This is a genomic window from Actinacidiphila paucisporea, assembly GCF_900142575.1.
GTDB classification, from domain to species: Bacteria; Actinomycetota; Actinomycetes; order Streptomycetales; family Streptomycetaceae; genus Actinacidiphila; species Actinacidiphila paucisporea.
Map to the genome: position 1 here is coordinate 360,679 of NZ_FRBI01000004.1, position 22,381 is coordinate 383,059.

Annotated in this window: 15 protein-coding genes and 1 pseudogene; 10 read left to right on the forward strand and 6 right to left on the reverse strand. The window is 75.1% G+C overall.

Annotated features, from left to right (window positions below):
* Window positions 1-71 precede the first annotated feature (71 nt).
* Complete coding sequence (locus tag BUE44_RS09575; RefSeq protein WP_073496104.1) at window positions 72-1,154, reverse strand: aminoglycoside phosphotransferase family protein; 1,083 nt, start codon at window positions 1,152-1,154, stop codon at window positions 72-74.
* A 227-nt stretch (window positions 1,155-1,381) separates the two neighbouring features.
* Between BUE44_RS09575 and BUE44_RS09580 the strand changes: the two genes are divergently transcribed.
* Window positions 1,382-2,863: a DNA-binding protein NsdB gene (locus tag BUE44_RS09580; RefSeq protein ID WP_073496106.1), complete on the forward strand. Its 1,482-nt coding sequence runs from the start codon at window positions 1,382-1,384 to the stop codon at window positions 2,861-2,863.
* 90 nt (window positions 2,864-2,953) lie between these two features.
* Here the strand turns inward: BUE44_RS09580 and BUE44_RS09585 are convergent, their stop codons facing one another.
* A complete protein-coding gene (locus BUE44_RS09585; protein WP_073496108.1) occupies window positions 2,954-4,423 on the reverse strand; it encodes a PP2C family protein-serine/threonine phosphatase in 1,470 nt (489 codons plus the stop codon).
* A gap of 396 nt (window positions 4,424-4,819) precedes the next feature.
* Between BUE44_RS09585 and BUE44_RS09590 the strand changes: the two genes are divergently transcribed.
* Both BUE44_RS09590 and BUE44_RS09595 read left to right on the forward strand, forming a co-directional pair.
* Window positions 4,820-6,247, forward strand: coding sequence for a hypothetical protein (locus BUE44_RS09590; RefSeq protein ID WP_073496109.1), 1,428 nt, complete (start codon window positions 4,820-4,822; stop codon window positions 6,245-6,247).
* Window positions 6,248-6,431: 184 nt separating this feature from the next.
* Window positions 6,432-7,472: pseudogene (locus tag BUE44_RS09595) on the forward strand (glycosyltransferase family 4 protein); the annotation flags it as partial.
* A gap of 174 nt (window positions 7,473-7,646) precedes the next feature.
* Here the strand turns inward: BUE44_RS09595 and BUE44_RS09600 are convergent.
* The 3 genes from BUE44_RS09600 to BUE44_RS09615 form a co-directional block, all read right to left on the reverse strand.
* A complete protein-coding gene (locus BUE44_RS09600) occupies window positions 7,647-8,534 on the reverse strand; it encodes a 5-oxoprolinase subunit C family protein (protein WP_073496111.1) in 888 nt (295 codons plus the stop codon).
* 172 nt (window positions 8,535-8,706) lie between these two features.
* A complete protein-coding gene (locus tag BUE44_RS09610; RefSeq protein ID WP_073496114.1) occupies window positions 8,707-9,330 on the reverse strand; it encodes a 5-oxoprolinase subunit B family protein in 624 nt (207 codons plus the stop codon).
* Window positions 9,327-10,130: a LamB/YcsF family protein gene (locus BUE44_RS09615; RefSeq protein WP_073496116.1), complete on the reverse strand. Its 804-nt coding sequence runs from the start codon at window positions 10,128-10,130 to the stop codon at window positions 9,327-9,329. The genes BUE44_RS09610 and BUE44_RS09615 overlap by 4 nt, the downstream gene beginning before the upstream one ends.
* Window positions 10,131-10,271: 141 nt before the next feature.
* On the opposite strand from BUE44_RS09615, the gene BUE44_RS09620 reads away from it, so the two are divergent.
* The 3 genes from BUE44_RS09620 (at window position 10,272) to BUE44_RS09630 (ending at window position 17,704) form a co-directional block, all read left to right on the forward strand.
* A complete protein-coding gene (locus BUE44_RS09620; RefSeq protein WP_200804377.1) occupies window positions 10,272-11,780 on the forward strand; it encodes a hypothetical protein in 1,509 nt (502 codons plus the stop codon).
* A 71-nt stretch (window positions 11,781-11,851) separates the two neighbouring features.
* A complete protein-coding gene (locus BUE44_RS09625; RefSeq protein WP_073496241.1) occupies window positions 11,852-12,679 on the forward strand; it encodes a hypothetical protein in 828 nt (275 codons plus the stop codon).
* A gap of 51 nt (window positions 12,680-12,730) precedes the next feature.
* A complete protein-coding gene (locus BUE44_RS09630; protein WP_079189617.1) occupies window positions 12,731-17,704 on the forward strand; it encodes a hypothetical protein in 4,974 nt (1,657 codons plus the stop codon).
* A gap of 4 nt (window positions 17,705-17,708) precedes the next feature.
* On the opposite strand, the gene BUE44_RS09635 is transcribed toward BUE44_RS09630, so the two are convergent.
* Window positions 17,709-18,095: a hypothetical protein gene (locus BUE44_RS09635; RefSeq protein WP_235001985.1), complete on the reverse strand. Its 387-nt coding sequence runs from the start codon at window positions 18,093-18,095 to the stop codon at window positions 17,709-17,711.
* A 163-nt stretch (window positions 18,096-18,258) separates the two neighbouring features.
* On the opposite strand from BUE44_RS09635, the gene BUE44_RS09640 reads away from it, so the two are divergent.
* The 4 genes from BUE44_RS09640 (at window position 18,259) to BUE44_RS09655 (ending at window position 22,349) form a co-directional block, all read left to right on the forward strand.
* A complete protein-coding gene (locus tag BUE44_RS09640) occupies window positions 18,259-20,820 on the forward strand; it encodes a nitrate- and nitrite sensing domain-containing protein (protein ID WP_073496122.1) in 2,562 nt (853 codons plus the stop codon).
* Complete coding sequence (locus tag BUE44_RS09645) at window positions 20,817-21,239, forward strand: roadblock/LC7 domain-containing protein (protein WP_073496124.1); 423 nt, start codon at window positions 20,817-20,819, stop codon at window positions 21,237-21,239. Before BUE44_RS09640 ends, BUE44_RS09645 begins: the two co-directional genes overlap by 4 nt.
* A 34-nt stretch (window positions 21,240-21,273) precedes the next feature.
* A complete protein-coding gene (locus BUE44_RS09650) occupies window positions 21,274-21,666 on the forward strand; it encodes a DUF742 domain-containing protein (RefSeq protein ID WP_073496127.1) in 393 nt (130 codons plus the stop codon).
* A 71-nt stretch (window positions 21,667-21,737) separates the two neighbouring features.
* The gene (locus BUE44_RS09655; RefSeq protein WP_073496129.1) at window positions 21,738-22,349 is read left to right on the forward strand and encodes a GTP-binding protein; all 612 of its coding nucleotides are present in this window, start codon (window positions 21,738-21,740) and stop codon (window positions 22,347-22,349) included.
* Window positions 22,350-22,381 lie beyond the last annotated feature (32 nt).

Consider the following 22,381-nt stretch of genomic DNA (forward strand, 5'->3'; position numbering starts at 1 on the left):
GTACGCCGCGCGGATCGGGGACGCCGCGGTGGTCCGGCCCGGCTGAGCCCCCGCGCTCAGCCCGCCGTCCTTCACCGCGTGCCGACCGCGGCGCGTACGGCCCTGCGCGCCAGGCCGCAGTCGTCGTGCAGCCTGCGCAGCAGCAGCCGCTGCTCCTCGCCGGTCTCCGCGGCCCCGGGCGCCGCCGGTGCGGTGGACCGCATGGTGCGCTGCACAGCCGTCTCGTACGTACGGATCTCCCGGGTCAGCACCAGCATCAGGTTGACCAGGAAGGCGTCCCGCGCCGCCGGACCGGGCGCCTGCGCCTGCTGGCTGATCTGGCGGCGTGCCGCCTCGTCGTCGCCCAGCACCGACCACAGCACCGCCAGGTCGTAGCCGGGCAGATACCAGCCCGCGTGCTCCCAGTCGACCAGCGAGGGGCCGGCCGGCGAGAGCAGCACGTTGGACAGCAGCGCGTCGCCGTGGCAGAACTGCCCCTGCGCGTGGGCCAGTCCGTGCAGCAGCTTCTGCAGGTCGCCCATGTCCCGGTCGGTGAGCAGGCCCAGCTCGTGGTAACGGCTGATCCTGGCCGGGTAGTCGATCGGCGCGTCGAAGGAACCGGGCGGCGGGCGCCACATGTTGATCCGCGCGTACGCCGTCAGGGCGGCGCGCACGTCGCCCCGGCTCGGCGGCCGGGAAGGGTGGCGCTGCGGCGAGACGACCCGTCCGGGCATCCGCTCCATCACCAGGACGCAGCTGTCCGGGTCGGCGGCGATCAGCCGCGGCACCCGCACCGGCGGCCGGTGCCGGACGAAGGTCCGGTAGGCCGCTATCTCGTGGCGGAAACGATCCGCCCAGGCGGGCGAGTGGTCCAGCAGGCACTTCGCCACCGCCGGCGAGCGACCCGAGGTGCCGATCAGCAGGGCCGTACGGCCACCGCGGCGCAGCAGCTGCACGGGAGTGAACTCGGGGCAGATGCGCTGTACCGCTGCGACCGCGGTGCGCAGCTGGGCTCCCTGCGGGCCGGTCAAGTCGATTCTCCCGCTGAGCGGATGGGGGCCGCCGAGCGTCCCGCGCCGCAGTCCTGCTGCGGGGCGCGTTCTGACGGCCGGCTCCGCCACGGCGGGGTAGGCGGGGCGGGGCGGGGCGGACACGGAGGACGATGCCGAATACATGGGAAGAAGCAGATCCCTTCACGTGCCTACGAGTTCGGGAGCGCCGACCCCGGCCCGGTACCGCACCCTGGGGAATGCGGCTCCGGGGCGGGGTGGCGCGTTCCTACCTGACACCCGGCGGCCCCTGGCAGACCATCTGGCGGACCCTGGCGAACCCTGGCGAATAGTCGCGGGGCGATTGTCGGGGGGAATAGTGTCAACAGCGCCGAGGAACCTGGGGGCTTGACGTGGGCAATGAGGCCAACACCCGACTCGCGGACCTGTTCGGTCTCACCGGCTGGTCCAAGGGCGAACTCGCGCGGCTGGTCAACCGGCAGGCGGCGGCCATGGGCCACCCGCAGCTGGCGACCGACACGTCGCGCGTGCGCCGCTGGATCGACACCGGTGAGTCGCCGCGCGAACCCGTGCCGAAAGTGTTGGCCGCGCTGTTCACCGAGCGTCTCGGCCGTGTCGTGACCATCGAGGATCTCGGGTTCGACCGGCGCCGGCAGACGGGAAAGAGACAGACCGGAGACGGCCTCCCGTGGCCGCCGGAAAGAACAGCCGCGGTCCTCACCGAATTCACGGGAATGGACCTCATGCTCAACCGACGCGGTCTGGTGGGCGCGGGCGCCGCGCTCGCCTCAGGAACCGTCATCAGCAACGCCATGTACGACTGGCTGCACACCGACCCGGCCCTGGCGGCCGACGCACCGAGGCTGGACCATCCGCTGCACGCCGACCAGGCCGACTACGACCGCTATGAGGCGGTCCCGGTCGGCTCCCAGGAGATCGAGTCGCTGGAGCGCTCGGTCGAGGTCTTCCGCGCCTGGGACGCCGCCCGCGGCGGCGGGCTCCAGCGCAAGGCCGTCGTCGGCCAGCTCAACGAGGTGGGCGGCATGCTCTCCTACCGGCACCCGGTGCACCTGCAGCGCCGGCTGTGGGGGGTGGCGGCCAACCTGGCGGTCCTGGCCGGCTGGATGTCGCACGACATCGGGCTCGAACCCACCGCCCAGAAATACTTCCTGATCGCCGCGCACGCCGCCCGCGAGGGCGACGACCGCCCGCGCGCCGGCGAGGCGCTGTCCCGGGCCGCCCGGCAGATGGTGCACCTCGGCAAGCCCGAGCAGGCGCTGGACCTGATGCAGCTCGCCTCGTCCGGTTCCGGCGACCGCACCCTGCCCCGCACCCGTGCGATGCTGCACACCATCGAGGCGTGGGCGCAGGCGTCCCTGGGGCGCGGCCAGGCGATGCGGCGCACCCTCGGCGAGGCCGAGGAACTGTTCGTGTCGGACAAGGGCGACGTGCCCCCGCCGAGCTGGATGCAGAATTTCGACGAGGCCGACCTGCACGGCATGCAGGCGCTCGCCTACCGCACGCTGGCCGAGCACGAACCGTCGGCCGCCGCGCAGGCCCAGGTGCACGCCAAGCAGGCGATCTCGCTGCGCACCTCGGGCCACGAGCGGTCGATGATCTTCGACTACCTCTCGCTGGCCTCGGCCTGCTTCATCGCCGACGATCCGGAACAGGCCGACCGCTACGCCCGTATGGCGCTGCTGACCATCGGCCAGACCTCCTCGCACCGCACCTGGGACCGGCTGCGCGAGATGTACCGCCTCACCGGGCGCTACTCGGACTACACGCGGATCCAGGACCTGCGCGAGGAGATCGAGTCGACCCTGCCCGGACGGAAGAAGAGCGGAGGCGCCCCGCGCTACCGCGACGTCTGAGGCAGACCCCGGCAGGCCCGCACCCCGGTATCCGGCCGCCGCCGTACGACATGCCGCCGTCCCGCCGCCGAACGGGCCGGACAGCAGTGGTCAGAGGATCCTGGCGATCAGCACGCAGGCGTCGTCCTCGCGGTCCGGCGTGCCGAACTCCTCCGCCACCAGCCGTACGCAGTCCTGCGCGGTCCTGGCGGCGGCGAAGAGCGGGGCCATGGCCAGCAGCCGGTTCCCGCCCGCCGCGGCCTCCGCCGTGCCCGTCGAGGTGTCGACGAGCACGCGGCGCGGCGCCAGGCCGTCGGTGTGCAGCACCAGCAGGTCACCGGGTGCCAGCTGCTCGCGTGCCTGGGTGTACTGCGCGCCCGAGGTGGCGCCGAGCAGGACGCCGTCCGGCGGATCGAGGGACCGCCCTGTCCCGTTGCGGAACAGCAGCGGGGCGGGGTGGCCCGCCTGCGACCAGTGCAGCACGCGGGTGGCCGGTTCGTACCGGCAGCACAGGGCGCTGCCGAGGGCGGGCTGCGGCGAGGTGTCGAGCAGTTCGTTGAGCCAGCCCATCAGCGGGCCCGGCTGGAGGCCGGCGACGGCCATTCCGCGCAGGGCGCCCAGCAGCATCGCCATGCCGGACGTGGCGGCCACACCGTGTCCGGTGAGATCGCCGACGGTGAGTAAGGAGGCCCCGTCCGGCAACTGCATCGCGTCGTACCAGTCGCCGCCGATCAGGGCGCTGGTCGCGGACGGCAGATAGTGCGCCGCCAGGTCCATCGTGGTCGGCCCCCCGTCCAGCGGGAAGCGCTGGGCGCCGCGCCACGGCGGCAGCACGGCCTCCTGCAGCTCGACCGCCATACGCCGCTCGGTCTGCGCGATCTGCCGCTGCCGCTGCAGCGACTCCCTGGTCTCCCGCAACGTCCGCTGGCTGCGCCGCAGATCGCTGACGTCCCGCAGCACCGCCCACATCGACTCGGTGCCGCCGTCGGCGCCGAGCACCGGCTCGCCGACCATGTGCACGGTGCGCACCGAGCCGTCCGCGCGCACGATACGGAACTCGCCGTCGATCGGCCGGCCGTCCACCAGGCAGCCGGTCACCATCTCGGTGAGCACCGCCTGGTCCTCGGCGAACAGCCAGGACGGCAGCTCGTCCAGGGTGAGCGGGCCGTCCTCGGGGGAGCGGCCGAAGATGCGGTACAGCTCGTCCGACCACAGCGCCCCGTCGGTGAGCAGGTCCCACTGCGCGCTGCCGGCCCGGCCCAGTGCCCCCACCGCGGCCGCGTCCGGCCGGGACGGCTGCAGCGGCACATCGAGCAGCAGCAGCCCGTCGGGCGGCAGGTCGGCGGGGTCCAGGCCGTCCCTGAGCTGCCCGAGGTGGGTGCCCAGGTCGTCCAGCTGGTGCACGGCCAGGTCGCACAGCGCACGCTGCCAGCGCAGCTGCGGGTCTCCGGCGGTGTCGCTGTCCCGCAGGACCGCGTCGACCCGGGTCCTGAGCTGGCGTGCCTGGGAGATCAGCGCGTCCACCGTACCGGGGTCCGGCGGTTGCGCGGCGGCGTGATCCGCGTGCGTAGGGGACGGCATGACGCACTCCGAACGTGTCTGCTGGCAGGCTCTCAACGGCCGTGGCGGACGGAAGGGACCGGTAACGACTGTTGCACAGGGAGCGATGGGTCGTAAGGGTTTCCGCGATACCCGAACTGGTGGTGCTTGCGGCATATGCCAACAGCCCAGCGGGTTTTCGGCCGCGCAACCGCCGCCCCCCGGCCGCCCGTACGTCACCCGGGGGCCACCCTGCCCCCGCCCGCGAGGCGCTCCCGAAGCGACAGCGCGCCGCCGAGTCGGTAGGCTGCCGCCGCCCGTCCCCACGGGGTCCGCCCCGGCCACCAGGTGTGAAATGCCCGGTGATCGGTAAGGATGCCGGGCATCAGCAGCGGAAATCCCGTTGCCATGCAACCCCCCGCACCGGATGCTGACCTCATGTTTGACCCAGACATAGCGCCCAGCGGCACCCTTCTCGGCCTCCTCCAGCGGGGGCGCGGAGACGGTCCCCTGCACGCCCTCGCGGCACCGCGGGCCGACGCGCTCGCCGCCCTGGAGCATTGCGTGCTGCGCGACCCGCGGCTCGACTGGCGCGTCGAGTCGCGCTCCCTCTACTACGCGCGGCTCTACTCCGACCTGGAGGGCCCGCTCGACGGGATCGAACAGCACCTTTTCCGCCCCGACGACCTGATCGTCCCCGACGAGCACCGCTGCGGCCTGGCCCTGTCCGTACTGGGCCACCTGGCGGGATACGGCCGCAGGGACGCCCTCAACCTGCTGCGCCGCTACGCCGCCACCGGCGGCTGCTGGGAATGGGCGCTGGACGAACTGGCCGTACGCGACGGCGAGGCCGGGCTGCGCGCCCTGGGCCCCGCCGTGGTCGCCCGCTTCCCCCGCACCCCCGAGGGCGACGCCGCCCTCGCCCGGGCGGTCCGCGAGGCCTACGAACCCCGCCCCTGGCAGCTCTGGGCCGAGGACGCCTCGCACCCCGCCACCGCGGAGAGGGTCAGGCAGGCCACGGAACAGGTCAGCTTCGACCGCTGGCAGCGCCAGATGCGCTCGGCGGGGCCCACCCCCGGCTGGAGCGTCGGCGCCGTCCTGGAATGGGCGCAGCAGGGCCTCGACGCCCACCCCTGCGCAGAGAGGGACCAGCCCGCCGCCCGCTGCCTGGCCGCCGTCGCCGGCCCCGAGGACCGTCCGGCCCTGCTGGACGCCGCCCTGCACGGCCCCTCCGCCGCCCGCGCCGCCGCCCTGCGGCACCTCGCCGACCGCCGAGACCCGAAGTGCCTCGACCTGATCGAGGCCGCCGCCGAGGCCGTCGACGAGCGCGTGGTGCGCGCCGCCGTCGAGTCCTTCGCGCGCATGTACGACGACGCCGCGATGGCCCGCGCCCGCTGCTGGGCGGTGCGCACCGACCCGCTCGGCGCGGCCGCGGCCCGGATGCTCGCCCGCCACGGCGGCCCCGCCGACGCCGACCTCGTCCTCGCCGCACTGCGCCGCACCGTCCAGTCGGGCGGCGCAGACGCCGAAGGGCTCGACCCCCTCGTCGAAGGCGTCGGCCGGCTCGCCGCCTGCCGCGCCGCACCCCTGCTGCGGCACCTCTACCGCGAGACGTCCTCCTCCCAGCTGCGTGGCACCGCCGCCCGCGCCCTTGCGCTCGCCGACCCCGGCTTCGCGGCCGGCTTCGCCGTCGAGTGCCTGTGGGACTGCGAGGAGGCCACCCGCGAACTGGCCGCGCACCGGGCCGCCTCCGGCGACGTCCGGGTGCTGACCCAACTGCGCCGGCTGGCCGCCGACCCCGCGGAGGAGGCGGAGGTCCAGACGGCCGTCCGCGGCCGCCTCAGCTCCGGCGGCACCTCCCGCTGATCCCGGAGCCCGTCGTCGGGCTCCCCCCGGTGGCGCGGCGCCGGGGGTCGCCGGGGCGGGAGAGCCCGTGCCGTCGCGGACGTCCAGGCCCGTGGCCTGAGCGCGGCCCAACGCTCATGGGGCGTTCCCCTTCGGGAAAGATCCTCGTGGCCCTGACAACGTCCGGCGCGGCGACAACGTCCGTATGAGAGTCGCCATCGTCACGGAGTCCTTCCCACCCGACGTCAACGGAGTGGCCCACTGCGCCCTGCGCACGGCCGAACACCTCGCCCGCCGCGGCCACGAGCCGATGGTCGTCGCGCCCGCCGGCCCGTACGACCAGGACGCCGACGACCCCTGCCAGGTCGTCCGCGTCCCCTCCCTGCCGCTGCCCGGCTACCCGCAGGTGCGCGTCGCGCTGCCCGGCCGGCGCACCGCCGCCGCCATCGCCGCGCACCGCGCCGACCTCGTCCACCTGGCCAGTCCGTTCGTCCTCGGGGTACGCGGCCTCGCCGCCGCGACCCGGCTGGGCATACCGGCGGTCGCCGTCTACCAGACCGACCTGGCCGGCTACGCCAGGACGTACCTGAACGCCGGCGAGGCCGCCGCCTGGCGCCGGATCCGCGCCGTCCACACCGCCGCCGCGCGCACCCTGGCCCCCTCCACCGCCGCGGCCGCCGCGCTCGCCGGCCAGGGCGTGCCCCGGGTCCACCTGTGGCCGCGCGGCGTCGACTCGGTTCGCTTCCACCCCGCTCACCGCGACGAGGCGCTGCGCCGCGAACTCGCCCCGCGCGGCGAGCTGATCGTCGGCTACGTCGGCCGGCTCGCCGCCGAGAAGCACGTCGAACTGCTGGCCGGCACCTGCGAACTGCCCGGTGTGCGCGTCGTCGTGGTCGGCGACGGCCCCAGCGCCGCCGGGCTGCGCCAGGCCCTGCCGCGCGCGGTCTTCCTCGGCCGCAGGACCGGGGACGACCTCGCCCGCTTCTACGCCTCGCTCGACGTCTTCTGCCACACCGGCCCGTTCGAGACCTTCTGCCAGACCGTCCAGGAGGCCATGGCCAGCGGCGTCCCGGTGATCGCCCCGGCCGCCGGCGGCCCCCTCGACCTGGTCGGCCACGGCAGGACCGGCCTGCTCGTCCCGCCCGGGGACGACCTCGCCGTACGGACCGCCGTCCGCCTGCTGCACGCCGACGCGCGGCTGCGGGCCCGCTACGGCGCCGCCGCCCGCGCGGCCGTCCGCCCCCGGCTAGAACGGTCCGTCGCGTGCGGACGGGGGGCAGCCCGTCAGGGGCGCGGGGAACTGCGCGACAAGCCACGACGAACCGTCGTGTGCGGAACGGGGGGCAGCCCGTCAGGGGCGCGGGGAACTGCGCGCCCAGCCACGACGAACCGTCGGGAGAATCGCGCGGCCGGGGCTACTTCACAGCACCGGCCGCCCGGCCCGCAGGGCCACGAAGCGGACCCTCGTGCCGGGCGCGGACTGGGCCGCGGAGGGCAGCGACTCCTCGGGAACGACGCCGATCACCGGATACCCCCCGGTGGTGGGGTGGTCGGCGAGGAAGACGACAGGGCGGCCGTCCGGCGGCACTTGGACGGCCCCCGGCACCATGCCCTCGCTGGGCAGCTCGCCGTCCCGCCCGGGGGCTCGGCTCAGCGCGGGGCCCTGGACGCGCAGGCCGATGCGGTTGGAGGCGGGGGAGACGGTGTAGTGCCCGGTGACCAGGGCGCGCAGGGAGCCCGGCGCGAACCAGTCGTCCCGCGGACCGGGCAGGAACGGCAGCACCAGCTCCGCACCGGCCGAGCCGTACGGCACGACATCGGCCGCGGCGCCGCGGTTCCGGTCCCGCCCGACGGGCAACTCGTCGCCGTCGGCGAGCGGCGCCGGGCCGAGCCCGGACAGCAGGTCCGTGGCCCGGCTGCCCAGCACCGAGTCGACAGCGAGCCCGCCGGCCACCGCGATGTAACTGCGCAACCCGACCGTGGCCGCCCCGACGTCGAGCACCGCGCCGGCCGGCACGACCACGGGCGCACCCCAGGCCGCGGGCCGGCCGTCGACCCGTACCGGGCAGCCCGCCCCGGTGACCGCGATCAGCACCGTCCGCGACGCCCGTAGCGCGCATCCCGTCACGGTGGTCTCCAGCCCTGCGGCCCGCTCGCCATTGCCGACCAGCCGATTCGCCAACCTCTGGGCCGGCAGGTCCAACGCCCCGGACCGCGGCACCCCGAGATGCGCGAACCCGGCCCGGCCGATGTCCTGCACGGTCGTCAACGCCCCGGCCCGCACCACCTGCAACACCGCCGCGCTCACCCCTGACCCCCCGTCACGTGTCCGCGCCCCGCCGGATCGGCGATCCCGGGCGGAAAGCCCGGCGCCGGCAACGCGGCGGCCACCTCCATAGCGAGCACACGCCCGGGCGCGTACGCCCACTCGCCCTCGGAGCCCCCCGAGCCCTGCGGGCCCCCCGGGCCCGCACCCCCCTTCACCGGTCCGCCAGGACGAAGCGCACCTCGGTGCCGGGGGAGAGCAGTGCGGCCGGCTCGCGGCCGGGTTCCCACAGCGGAGCGTCCGTCGTGCCGATCAGCTGCCAGCCGCCGGGCGACGACCTCGGGTAGAGGCCCGCGTAGGGGCCTGCGAGGCCGAGGGAGCCGGCGGGGACCACCGTGCGCGGGGTCGGGCGGCGGGGGACGTGCCGGGCGGCGGGGAGTCCGGTCAGGTACGCGAAGCCCGGGGCGAAGCCGCAGAAGGCGACGCGGAAGGGCGTCGCCGTGACGATGCCGGGCAGCTCGTCGGGGCGTACCGACCACAGTGCGGCGACCTCCGCGACGTCCGGGCCGTCGAACCGTACGGCCACCTCGCGCAGTTCGGCCCGGCCGGCCTCGACCGGAGGCACGTCCCAGCCGGACACCGCGGCGGCGAAGGCGCGGGGGTCGGTGAGGCCGGCGACCAGGACGCTTCGCGCGGCCGGCACGATCTCCCGTACCTCGGAAAACTCCCCGGCCTCGCGCCGCCGCAGCAGTTCGGCGTGCAGCGCCTGCGCGCGCTCGCCGTCCTCGGTCTCGACCAGTACGGCACCGCGGCCCATCGCCAGCACCCGGCACTTCATGCGAACGCCGCCAACCGCAGCCCGGCCGCCTCCAGCGCCTGCCGCACTCGGGCGGCGAGTCGCGCGGCGCCCGGGGTGTCGCCGTGGACGCACAGCGAGCGCGCCGCGATCCCCACCGGCGTCCCGTCCGCCGACGTCACCCCGCCGCCGGAGGCGATCCGCACCGCCCGCTCCACCACCGCGTCCGGCTCCTCCACCACGGCGCCGGGCTCGCGGCGCGGCACCAGAGTGCCCTGGGCGGTGTAGGCGCGGTCGGCGAAGGCCTCGGTCACCGCGGGGAGCCCGGCACTGGTGGCGGCGGCCAGCAACTGCGAGCCGGGCAGGCCCAGTACGGGCAGCCGGCCGGCCAGCACGACGCCCTCCACGACGGCGGCGGCCTGCTCCGCGTCGTGCACCGCCCGGTTGTACAGCGCGCCGTGCGGCTTCACATAGGCCACCGACGCGCCGGCCGCGCGCGCGAAGACCTCCAACGCACCGATCTGATAAGCGACTTCCGCGGCCAGCTCCACCGGCGGCACGTCCATCGACCGCCGCCCGAAGCCCGCCAGGTCGCGGTAGGAGACCTGCGCCCCGATCCGCACCCCGCGGGCGGCGGCCCGGTCGCACACCCGCCGCATCGTCGCGGGATCGCCGGCGTGGAAGCCGCAGGCGACATTGGCGCTGGTGACCACGGAGAGCAGCGCGTCGTCGTCGGTGAGGTGCCAGCGCCCGAAACCCTCGCCGAGATCGGCGTTGAGGTCGATGGTCTCGATGGCCTCGACGACTTCGGCCCCGGCCGCCCCTCCGCCCGTGTCCGCCATGATGGTTCCCCCGTCGTGTCCACCGGTGCCGTAGGATTCCCGTGCCCCGATCATGGCATCCCGCACCGACAACGCGTGCCCGCCCCGTGCCGATCCGTGCCGTTTCGTTCGTTGTCGGTGGCACCGCCTAATGTGTGGGGCGTGACCACCACAGTCCCGTATCCCCTGCCGGGTGCCGCCCGGCCGGCCCCGGGCCCCGCCGCCGACGAGGGCCTGGCCCGCCGGCTCAAGGCACTCGCCTGCACCGCGCCGCTGCACGACCTCGACACCCGCAAGGCCAACCTCGCGGGCGAGTATTCGGTGTACGCGATGGCGGAGGTCGCGCTCGCCGCGATCGACCTGGTCACGCTCAACATGGACTTCGACACCGGTGCCGACCACGACCAGATAGTGGCCAGGCTGCTGCCCCGGGTCGCCGCCCAGGCCCCGGCCCGCGGCCATCCGGAGCACGAGCGGGTCGCCCGCTGGGTGCTGGAGAACCTGATCAACGTCGGCAGCGCCGACCGCGGATTCCGCGCCGTCTACGGCACGTTCGGCGCGGACGGCGCCTATGTGCGGCGGGACTACGACTTCAAGCTCATCGAGGAGGTGCCGGGCCCCGGCGGCAGCGTCTACCTGCGCACCACCGACGAGGCGGTCAACGTGCTGGTGGGCGCGCTCGACACCGACGTCACCAGCGCCCAGATCGCCGCCGAGGTCAAGCTGGAGGTGCTGATCAGCCGCGGCAGGCTCGCCGACGCCCAACTGGCCGCCGAGCAGGCCCGCTACCGCACGGTCCAGTACGCCGAGACGCTGCGCCGCACCCTGGAGGCGACCCGGCGCAATGTCCGGGCCGTGGACTGGCTGCGGCAGGTCCCCGACATGATCGCCGAAGCCCTCGACCACGTCGCCGACCGCTACCGCCATGAGAACGCGATCCTCACCAACATCCGCAAGGCGCGCGACGAGGCCGAGGAGCCCGAGCACAAGCGGCGGGCCGCCGAGCTGGTCGACATCGTCAAGGACTGCATCCGGCGGCACACCCAGCTGCAGTCACGGCTGCTGGAGGCCGGGCCGCTGTTCCGCGCCGAGCAGGACCGGCAGGCCTTCGCCGCGCCGCCCGCGCGCGCGGGCCTCGACCTGTACGGCCAGCTCGTCGCACCGTTGCTGCCGCTGCCGGTGGAGCGGGCCTCGCGGGTGACCGACGCCTTCTTCGCCCGCGGCACCGGCCTGCGCACCCCGGCCGCGGTCCGCGTCACCGACCTGATCGACCTGCTGCTGACCCCGCCGGTCGAAAGGGACCACCTGGGCGCGGAGATGCCCGAGCCCGACCTCGTCGCCACCCCCGACGACAGCCGCTTCTCCGACGAGCAGTTGGAGTCCGCCCTCGACCTGCTCGACCTGCCGCACGACGCGCCCCGCCGGCTGTCCGGGCTGCTCGCGGAGGCCCGCCGCAGGGACCCCGACCTGCCGTATCTGGTCGCCCTCTTGGCGCTGCACGCCGCTTCGCCGCCGGTCGGGACCGCGGTGCGCCAGGGCGAGCCGCAGGTGCTCTTCGCCGTGGACGACGGCACCGAGCTGGACGACCCCGACTTCGGCGGCGCCGACCTGATCCTGGGCACCGCCCGCCTCGCCGCCCGCCCCGCGGACCCGAAAGAGAGAACGACGTGAGCGACCACCGCGACGACGACGCGGAGACCGGGGAAGCCGCCCAGCAATCGCCCAGGGACGGCGCCGCGGCCCTGACCCCGGGCGACGTCGCCGACGCCGCCCGCCTGGTCGGCTTCGGCCTGCAGCCGAAGCTGCTGCCCGCCAGGGACGTGGAATATGCCGAGCTGGTCAGACGCCACCGCGAGGACCCCGGCTTCGCCCGGATCGCCGACGCGGTCGCCGCCGGGCTCGGCCTGGTCGTGCTGGAAGTCTCGCCGCGGGCCGGCATGGCCGTCGCCGCCGGCGAGGACTCGGTCTTCGCCGTCCGCATGGGTGACTACGCCCGCAGGGCCGCCTCCGACGCCGGGGACAGGTTCCTGCACGGGCTGGCGCATCTGGCAGCCGCCGCGCTGGCCTTCCCGCGCCCGGAGGACCTCGCCGACGACGGCTACATCGGCCGGATCACCGTCAACGGGGTCGACGCCTTCGTCCGCCAGGCGTGCCGCCGGCTGGAGGAGCGAGCCGACGAGACGGGCGAGAACACCGACCCGGCCAGCGACGCGCCCGGACTGGAGGCGGCCTGGCGGGTCTACACCCGGCGCACCGCCACCGGCGCGACCAAGGACGCCCGCCGGCTGGCCGGCTCGACCACCGGGATCATCGGCAAGGCCCTCGCCTTCCTGGTCGACTCCGGCTTCCTCCAGCGCACCGGCGACGAGTCCGGCGGCACGTACCGCACCACCGCCCGCTACCAGCTCCAGGTGCGCGACATGGCGGGCAGCGCGGCGATGGCCGAACTGCTCGACCTCGGCGTCGTGCCGGTCACCGACGGCACCGCGAGCCTGCTGCCCGCGGCCGCCTCCGACGACGGCGCGGACCTGGTCGCCGACGCGGGCCTGCCCTTCCACACCTCCGCCTGAACCGCCCCCGCCCGAGCCCACCCGCCCCACCCAGCCACGAGAGTCCGCCGCATGTACGAGCTTTCCCGACTCCGCCTCTACTCCATCGGGCCCGCCGGCGCGCGTTACGCCGACACGGTGCTCGACCTGCGGGGCGTCGGCGAGCCGGTGCCGCAACCCGCCCCGGCACAGGGCGACTTCTTCGCGGACGAGCCGGCCGGGCCGCCGCGCCGCCCGGCCCCCGCCGGAGTGCTCTTCCTGGAGAACGGCGGCGGGAAGTCCGTCCTGCTCAAGCTGATCTTCTCGGTGATGCTGCCCGGGCACCGCAACACGCTGGGCGGCGCCAGCTCCGGTGTGCTGCGCAAATTCCTGCTGGCCGAGGACTGCGGGCATGTGGCGCTGGAGTGGCAGCACACTGTCACCGGCGAGCTGGTCGTGGTCGGCAAGGTCAGCGAGTGGCGCGGCCGGCAGGTGTCGGCCGACCCGCGCAGATTCGCCGAGGCCTGGTATTCCTTCCGGCCGGGGCCCGGGCTGAGCCTGGACTCGCTGCCGGTCGCCGAGTCCACGGCGGTACGCCCGCCGGTCGAGGGCGCCTCAGGGGCCCGCGGCAGGCGCCGCACCATGAAGGGCTTCAGGGACGCGCTCACCGAGGCGGGCAAGGCCTATCCGCACCTGGACGTGGTGTGGGAGGAGATCCACGACCGGTGGAACGAACACCTCGGCGGCCTGGGCCTCGACCCCGAACTGTTCCGCTACCAGCGGGAGATGAACGCCGACGAGGGCGAGGCCGCGGGCCTGTTCGCGGTCAAGAAGGACTCCGACTTCACCGACCTGCTGCTGCGCGCCGTCACCGACACCCGTGACACCGACGGTCTCGCCGACCTCGTCCACGGCTTCGCGGGAAAGCTCGGCCGCCGGGCGGAGCTGACCGCGGAGCGCGACTTCACCGCGGGCTCGCTCGACCTGCTGGAACGCATCGTCGACGGCGCCGAGGCCCGCGACCGGGCCCGTGCCGTGCACGCCCAGTCCGAGCGCCGCACCCGCGCGCTGGCCCGTCGGCTGTCGGCCCGCGCCCAGCAGGAGCGTGCCAGGACCGGCGAGATCGCCCAGGACATGGCGCGGGCCGCGCACGCGGTCACCGACGCCGAGCAGGCCCGCGCGGGCAGCGCGCTGACCGCGGCGGAAATCGCGTACCGCCACGCGTCGCTGGCGCTGGCCGCGGCGGACAAGGGCGCGGCGGCAGTCCGCCGCGAGCTGGGCGACGCACGCACCCTGCACGCCGCCTGGCAGGCCGCCGAGACCGTCCTGCGGCAGCGGGCCGCGGGGGACAGGCTGCGGCGGGTCAGCGCGGCCATCCGCGAGGCCGAGCGGGACGCCGCCCCCGCGCTCGCCGCCCGCACCACGGCCGCCGCCGAGCTGGTACGCGCGCTGCACGGCGCCGCCGCCCGCGCCGAGCGGCAGGCCGACGAGGAGGAGGAGCGCTCGGCGGAGCTCCAGGCGCGCTCGGAGACCGCGCACCGGGACGCGACCGCCGCCGCGACCGAGGCGCAGCGCGCCCGCAGCGAGACCGGGCACCTCGCGCAGCGCCTCGCCGAGGTCGAGCAGGAGACCGCCGAGGCCGTACGGTCCGGCTGGCTCGACGACTCCGCGCCCGACGCCGACCCCGCACGCGCGGCCCTCGCCGCCGCCGACGCGGAGGCTTCGGCCGCCGAGCTGTCCCGCGCCGCCGCCGACACCGCCCGCGCCGCGGCCGCCCGCGCCCGGGACGCCGCGGCGGCCGAATCCCGCGCCGAACTGGCCGCGGCCCGCGCCGCCGACGCCCTGTCCACCGCGGAATCCGCCCTGTCCGCGGCGACCCTGTCCGCCACCTCCCTGACCACCGATCCCCGTCTCACCGCCCTCCTCAGCCTCCCCACCCCCCGCCCGGCCACCGGTGACCGAGGCGCGCACGAAGCCGGCGACTCCCAGGCGGCCCAGACGGGCGCCCCCACCGACGCTCCGCCCGGGTCCCGCACTGCGGGCTCGCGGGCCGGCGGCGCGGGCGGGACGGCCGTTCCGTCCGGCGGGGACGCCGCACATGGCGTCCCATCGGGCGAGCAGCCCGGGTCCGGCGCTACCGGCTCGCGGGCCGCCGGCGCGGGTGGGACGGCCGGTCCGTCCGGCGAACGCACCGGCTCCGGTGCCGGTCGGGACGGTGGGATCAGTCCCGGCAGGCTGGAGGAATTCGCCGAGCCGCTGCGGGAGTTGCTCGACAGCGCGGTGGCCGCCGCGGAGCGGCAGCTGTTCGACCTGCGGACCGCCGCCGCGGACGACGCGCGGATTCTCGGGGCGCTCGGAGACGGGGGCCTGCTGCCGCCCGGCCCCGACGTGCTGGCCACCGTCGAGTATCTGGGCGAGCACGGCATTCCGGCGCTGCCCGGGTGGCGTTATCTGGCGCAGGCCGTGGACCCGGCCGACCACGCCGTGGTGCTCGCTGCCAGGCCCGAGCTGGTCGACGGGGTCGTGGTGACCGAGCCGGGGACGTATCAGCGGGCCAGGGAGGTGCTGGCGCAGGCGGCCCTGCTGCCGCGCTCCACGGTGGCGGTCGGCACCGCCGCCGCGCTGCTGGCCCCGCCCCCGGCGGCCGGCACCGAGCCGGACGTCTTCCTCGTACCGCCGAACCCGGCGATGCACGACGAATTCGCGGCGGACGGTGAGCGCCGGGCGCTGCGGGCCAGGGCGACCGCGCGCGAGGAGGAGATCAGGGCGCTCGCGGCGCGCCTCGCCCACGATCGTACGCTCGCGGCCCGGCTCGCCTCCTGGCGTGCCGCCTGCCCGCAGGGGCGTCTCGCGGAACTGGCCGCGGAGGCCGCCGCCGCCCGGGACACCGTCGAGCGCACCCGCGCGGAGCTGGCCGCCGCGCGCGCCGCCCGCGCCGAGGCCGAGGCCGTCGCCGCGGAGGCCGCGCAGGACAGCGACACCCGCAGGGCCGCCGCCGAGCAGGCACGCCGCAGCGCCGACGCGCTGGCCGGGCTCGCCCACCGGCTGCGGGAGCGGGCCAACTGGCAGCGCAGGGCCCGCGAGCTGACCACGGACGCCGCGGAGGCGGAGGCCCGCGCGGAGGCCTGCCTGGCGCAGGCCCGCGCCGCCGACGAGGACCGCAGGGCCGCCCAGCGCGCCTCGGACGACGCCCGCCGCACCGCCCGGGTGCTGCGCGCGGAGCGGGCCGAGATCGCCGGCGCCCCCGACGACGGCACGGCGGCGGCCGCCGCGGAAGGCGACACCGCCACCTCGCTGCCCGCGCTGCGCGAGGCCTACCGGGCGGCCTCCGAGGTCTACGAGAAGGTCGGCGTCGGCGCCGACCTGCGGGCCGAGCAGGCGCGGGCGGAAAGCACCGAGAATGCCGCGCTGGTCGAGCTGGACCGGCTCACCAACAAGGTGCGCGCTCGCGCCGCCCAGCTGCTCGAAGGGCCCGACGGCGCCGACGGCCCGTCCCGGCAGGCCGCGGCGGGCCGCGCGGAAGCACTCGTACAGACCCTGGAGTCCCGCGCGTCCGCCGCCAGCGAGCAGCTGGGCCGGCTGCGCGGCGAAGCGGAGCGCCTCGCGCCGCCCGGCGGCGCACCGCACCACACCGAGCTGCCCGAGGCCTTGCAGCCGCGCGACGCCGACCACGCGCAGGAGCTGCTTCGCGCGGCCACCACCGAGGTCGCCGCCCGCAGCGAGGCACTGGAGCAGGCCACCGCCGCCCACGCCGACCTGGTCGCCGCACACCGGGCCGCCGAGGACGCGGCGGGCGGTTTCGACGAGACCGCCGCGCTGCTGCGCGACCTGCTGCGGGACGGCGGGCCGCCGCAGCACCCCGACGAGGAGGAGCCGCAGCCGTATCCGGGCAGCCAGGAGGCGGCCCGGCAGGCCGCAGCCGAGGCCCGGCGCGGCCTGCGCGGCTGCGCCGCCGACCTGTCGGCCGCCGAGACGCAGCTGCGCGAGTCCGCAGACGTGCTGGTCAGGCATGCCAACGCGGTCCGCTTCGAGCAGGTCAGGACCCCGGCCAGGCAGCAGATCAGGGAGCTGCCCGGCGCCGCGCTGCCCGAGCACGCGGCGGCCTGGGCCAGCGCCTTCGCGCCCCGGCTCCGGGTGCTGACCGACGAGCTGGGCCAGCTGGAGCGCAACCGGGACATCATCGTGGACCGGCTGCGCGGCCTGGTGGAGTCCGCGCTCGCCACCCTGCGCTCGGCCCAGCGGCTGTCCCGGCTGCCCGAGGGCCTCGGCGAGTGGTCAGGGCAGGAATTCCTCCGGATCCGCTTCGAGGACCCCGACCAGGCGGTGCTGACCGAGCGCCTCGGCGAGGTCATCGACGAGGCCACCAGGTCGGCGCTGCGAAAGAATTCCGACCTGCGGCGCGACGGGATGTCGCTGCTGCTGCGCGGGGTCGGCGCGGCTCTCCAGCCGCGCGGGATCGCGGTGGAGATCCTCAAGCCCGACGCCGTGCTGCGTGCCGAGCGCGTCCCCGTCGGGCAGATGGGCGACGTCTTCTCCGGCGGCCAGCTGCTCACCGCCGCCATCGCGCTCTACTGCACGATGGCCGCGCTGCGGAGCAACGACCGCGGCAGGGACCGCCAGCGGCACGCGGGCACGCTCTTCCTCGACAATCCGATCGGGCGTGCGAATGCCACGTATCTGCTGGAGCTGCAACGGGCGGTGGCGGACGCGCTCGGGGTGCAGCTCATCTACACCACGGGGCTTTTCGACACGACCGCGCTGGCCGAATTCCCGCTCGTGGTCAGGCTGCGCAATGACGCGGACCTGCGGGCCGGCCTGAAATACATCAGCGTTGAGGAGCACCTCAGGCCCGGCCTCCCGGTGCCGGACCCGCAGGGCGAGCAGGTGCACGGCGAGATCACCGCCACCAGGATGTTCCGCCGCCCGCCGGAAGCGGCCCCGGAAGCGCTGCCAGAAGTGCCCCAGGAAGCCGGACCGGAAGCCGCGCCGGACACCGGACCGGACGCCTCACCGGGGCCGGGACCCGGGTCGGAGCCCCTACCGCAGCCCCGACCCGCCGCCCGCTGACCCCTCACACCCCCATGTGCCGCGGTTGGTGCCGCCTCGCCGGCTGCGACCGGGCCCCGTGGGCCGCCCGCCGCGCCCTGCGCCGCTCCCGGCGCAGGGCCCTGGCGGCGCTGCTCGGGCTGGACACCACCCCGTTGCGCTGATTCCACACCTGGCGGGTCACCCACACGTCGAGCACCGCCCAGGTGGCGATGACCGAGGTGAGCACCGTGGTCAGCAGCAGCGGCGCGGACAGCCACGAGTGCCCGAGGGCGAGCACGGCGTCGGTGACGCCCTGCAGCAGCGCGCCCGCGGCTATCAGGCCCGCCCGCACCGCGGCGGCCCGAACCGGATCGGCCAGCCGCGGTGTGCCGGTTTCTTCCACCCACACGGTCCGCTGTTCTAAGTCCATGAAGAGTGGCTGCCCCGAATCCTCCAGGTGCATTCCGGGGTACGTTTCGCCGCAGACCTGCCCAACCCCCCGACATACTTTCGAGTTACCGCTGAGGCGGTAGTAGGCTCACGCCGTTTAAACGAGACAGACGCCCCCTCGCGGGGGAGACGTTGGGGAGGCCATGAGCTTTCGCGGTACGACGATCCGCCGGAAGATCGTGGCGCTGCTGCTGATCCCTCTGGTGTCACTGACCTTCATCTGGGCCTTCGGCGCCATCGTGACCAGCCGTCCGCTGCTGCACCGGCCCAACGTCCAGCGGGTGCTCGACAATGTCGGCTACCCGGGCGAGGACGCGGTCCAGAGCCTCCAGCAGGAGCGCAGGGCAGCCATGATCTACGTGGCCAACACCCGGGACTCGCAGGCCAGGATCGGCTACACCAAGCAGCAGCAGGTCACCGACGCCTCGATCGCCAAGATGCGCACCCGTATCGCCACCTCGGGCATACGCGGCACCCTGGCGGCCCAGGCACGCACCCGGCTCGACACGTTCCTGACCACCGTCGAGGGACTCACCACGCTCCGCCAGCGCGCCGACGACGGCCGGATCGGCCGCAACGACGTCTACGAGGCGTACAACGCGATGACGGAGCCGGCCTTCCAGCTCTTCGACTCGCTCAACCCGCACAACGACCTCGCGCTGGACGACGAGCACCACTCGGCCGTCCAGCTCGACCGCGCCCGCGACGAGGTCAGCCGCGAGGACGCGCTGATGGCCGCCGCGATCAGCACCGGGCACATCAGCGACGGCGAACTGCGGTCCTTCACCTTCGCGGTGGCCGAGCAGCGCAACTACTACGACAACAGCCTGTGGCAGCTGTCCGACGAGGAGCGCGCGCCCTACGACACGTACTGGAAGGACGGCAACGGCAAGTCGCTGCGCTCCGCCGAGGACGCGGTGATCGCCGGCGGCGTCTCCGACGCGCCGATCGTGGCGGCCCACCTGTCCTGGCCAGGGCTCGCCGCGACCGCGATGGACGACCTGGGCCGGCTCGACGCCGCCACCGACAACCGGCTGGTGGACAAGCAGCCGGTCGGGACGGCCGACATCGTCAAGGCGGCCCTGGTCATCGGCATCGGCCTGATCGCGGTGGTCTCCTCGCTGTTCGTCTCGGTACGCGTCGGCCGCGGCCTGATCAGGGACCTGACCGGCCTGCGCCGGGAGGCCCAGGAGGTCTCCGGCACCCGGCTGCCGCGGGTCATGCGGCGGCTGGCGGCCGGCGAGCAGATCGACGTCGAGACCGAGGTGCCGCGGCTGGAGTACGCCGATGACGAGATCGGCCACGTCGGCAAGGCGCTCAACACCCTCCAGCGGGCCGTCGTGGAGGCCACCGTCCGGCAGAACGACCTGCGCAAGGGCGTCTCCGAGGTCTTCGTCAACCTCGCCCGACGCAGCCAGGTGCTGCTGCACCGCCAGCTGACCCTGCTGGACGCGATGGAGCGCCGCGCCGAGGACAGCGAGGAGCTGGCCGACCTCTTCCGGCTCGACCACATGACCACCCGTATGCGCCGGCACGCCGAGGGCCTGGTCATCCTCTCCGGCGCGGCCCCCTCCCGGCAGTGGCGCAAGCCCGTGCAGCTGATGGACGTGGTCCGGGCCGCGATCGCCGAGGTCGAGGACTACGAGCGGATCGAGGTACGCCGGCTGCCGCGGCTGGCGGTCGCCGGCGCCGCGGTCGCCGACCTCACCCACCTGCTCGCCGAACTCATCGAGAACGCCGCGGTCTTCTCGCCGCCGCACACCACCGTGAAGCTGCACGGCGAGCCGGTCGCCAACGGGTTCGTGCTGGAGATCGACGACCGCGGCCTCGGCCTGACGCCCGACGCGCTGCTGGAAGCGAACCTGCGGCTCGCCGAGACACCCGAGTTCGAGCTGTCGGACACCGACCGGCTCGGCCTGTTCGTGGTCAGCCGGCTCGCCCGGCGGCACAACGTACGGGTCTCGCTGCGGCAGTCGGCGTACGGCGGCACCACCGCGGTCGTCATGATCCCCGAGACGCTGCTCAGCGACACCGGCGACGACACCGCCGGCACCCGGCTGCCCGGGGCCGCGCAGCCGCTCGGCCTCGACGCGGCGGGCGACACCGAGCACACGTTCCGCCAGTGGGGTCTCGAAGGCGTGGACGACATCGGCGGTGAGCGGCACAAGGAGCACGCCCCGCACCAGGAGGAGCCGCTGACCGCGGCCTTCGCCCGGGGGCTCGACGGCCCGCAGGAGCCGGCCGGCCCCCCCGGGGCAGACGAGCAGGCGCCCGCGGAACCGCTGCCGCTGCCCCGCCGCAGGCCCCGCACGGCGACGCAGCAGGTGCCGCGGGCGGTGACGGCCGTACCGTCGTTGCCCCGCCCGCGGCAGGAGCGGCAGGAGACGCCGGGCACGGCCCCGGAGCCGGCCGCGGACGGCGCGGACAGCGGCGGCGTCGTGCTGCCGCGGCGGGTCAGGCAGGCCAGCCTGGCGCCGCAGTTGCGGGCCGACGCGGCGGCGGCACGGTCCGGCTCCGCAGACAAGGAGCGTGACGGCGGCCGGGAGCGGTCCGCCGACGAGGTACGCGACCGGATGTCCGCGATCCAGCGCGGCTGGCAGCGCGGCCGCCAGGCGGCGGAGGCCGAGCCGGACGGCGCGGCGGCACCTGGCGACGACCCATCGACGACAGCACCGAGAACGACACCTGAGGGGAACGGTCGATGACTGCAGCATCGAGCCCGACACGTGAGCTGAGCTGGCTCCTGGACGACCTGGTCACCCGGGTCGCCAGTATTCGCAAGGCTCTGGTGCTGTCCGGGGACGGCCTGGCCACCGGCGCATCGGACGGCCTGACGCGAGAGGACTCGGAGCATCTGGCGGCGGTCGCCTCCGGCTTCCACAGCCTGGCGAAGGGCGTCGGCAGGCACTTCGACGCCGGCCAGGTCCGGCAGACCATCGTGGAGTTGGACGAGGCCTTCCTGTTCGTCACGGCGGCCGGCGACGGCAGCTGCCTCGCGGTGCTGGCCGACGCGGACTCCGACGTCGGCCAGGTGGCATACGAGATGGCCCTGCTGGTCAAGCGGGTGGGGGTCCATCTGGCCGCCGCCCCTCGGCACAGCGGTGGCACGGCACTGAGCGGCTGAGGGCCGCCAAGCGGACATGGGGTGACAGGGTGTTATGACGTCTGAATCGGACCGCTGGTACGACGACGCGGCAGGGCCGGTGGTACGGCCCTACGCGATGACACGTGGGCGTACGAGCCACGCGGCCGAGGCGAAGCTCGACTTGATCGCCCTGGTGATGGCACGGGACGAGGACGCCGACGCGGGCGTCGACGAGGACCGCACCCTGTCACCTGAGCATCTCGACATCGTCGAGCACTGCCGGGTGCAGTCGGTGTCGGTGGCGGAACTCGCCGCCGACCTCGATCTGCCCGTCGGCGTCGTCCGGGTGCTCATCGGCGACCTGCTGGAGGCCGGGCACGTCCTGGTCCACCAGCCGGTGCCGCCGGCCGAACTGCCTGACGAGAGCATTCTGCGCGAGGTCATCAACGGTCTGCGGGCGCTGTAGCGACCACTAGGCTGCCGGTACCCCGTGCGACCACCCCAAGTCCGCACCTCTGCAGGGAAGTAGAAGACACCATGGCCATCGCCCACGCCGACCGCCGTCGTCAGCCGTCCGCCGCGGAGCCGGTCGCGCTCAAGCTGCTGGTCGCCGGCGGCTTCGGGGTCGGCAAGACGACCCTGGTCGGCACGGTCAGCGAGATCAGGCCGCTGCGGACCGAGGAGGCGCTGAGCGAGGCGGGCCGGCCGGTCGACGACCTCGCGGGCGTGGAAGGCAAGCGCACCACCACCGTCGCGATGGACTTCGGCCGGATCACGCTGCGCGAGGACCTGGTACTCTACCTGTTCGGGACACCCGGGCAGGACCGGTTCTGGTTCCTGTGGGACGAGCTGGCGCAGGGCGCGCTGGGTGCGGTCGTGCTGGCCGACACCCGGCGGCTGGAGGACTGCTTCGCCGCGGTGGACTACTTCGAGCGGCGCGGCATCCCCTTCGCGGTCGCGGTGAACTGCTTCGACGGCGCCCAGCTGCACGCCCCGGACGTGGTCACCGAGGCGCTCGACCTCGACCCGGGGGTGCCGGTGGTGCTGTGCGACGCGCGGGAGCGCGAGTCGGCCAAGCAGGTGCTGATCGCGGTGGTCGAGCACGCGGCGGCGGTGGCGGCGGGCCGCCGCGCGCCGGCCGCCACCTGAGGCGTCCTGACGTCCCGCCCGCCGCGCCGCGC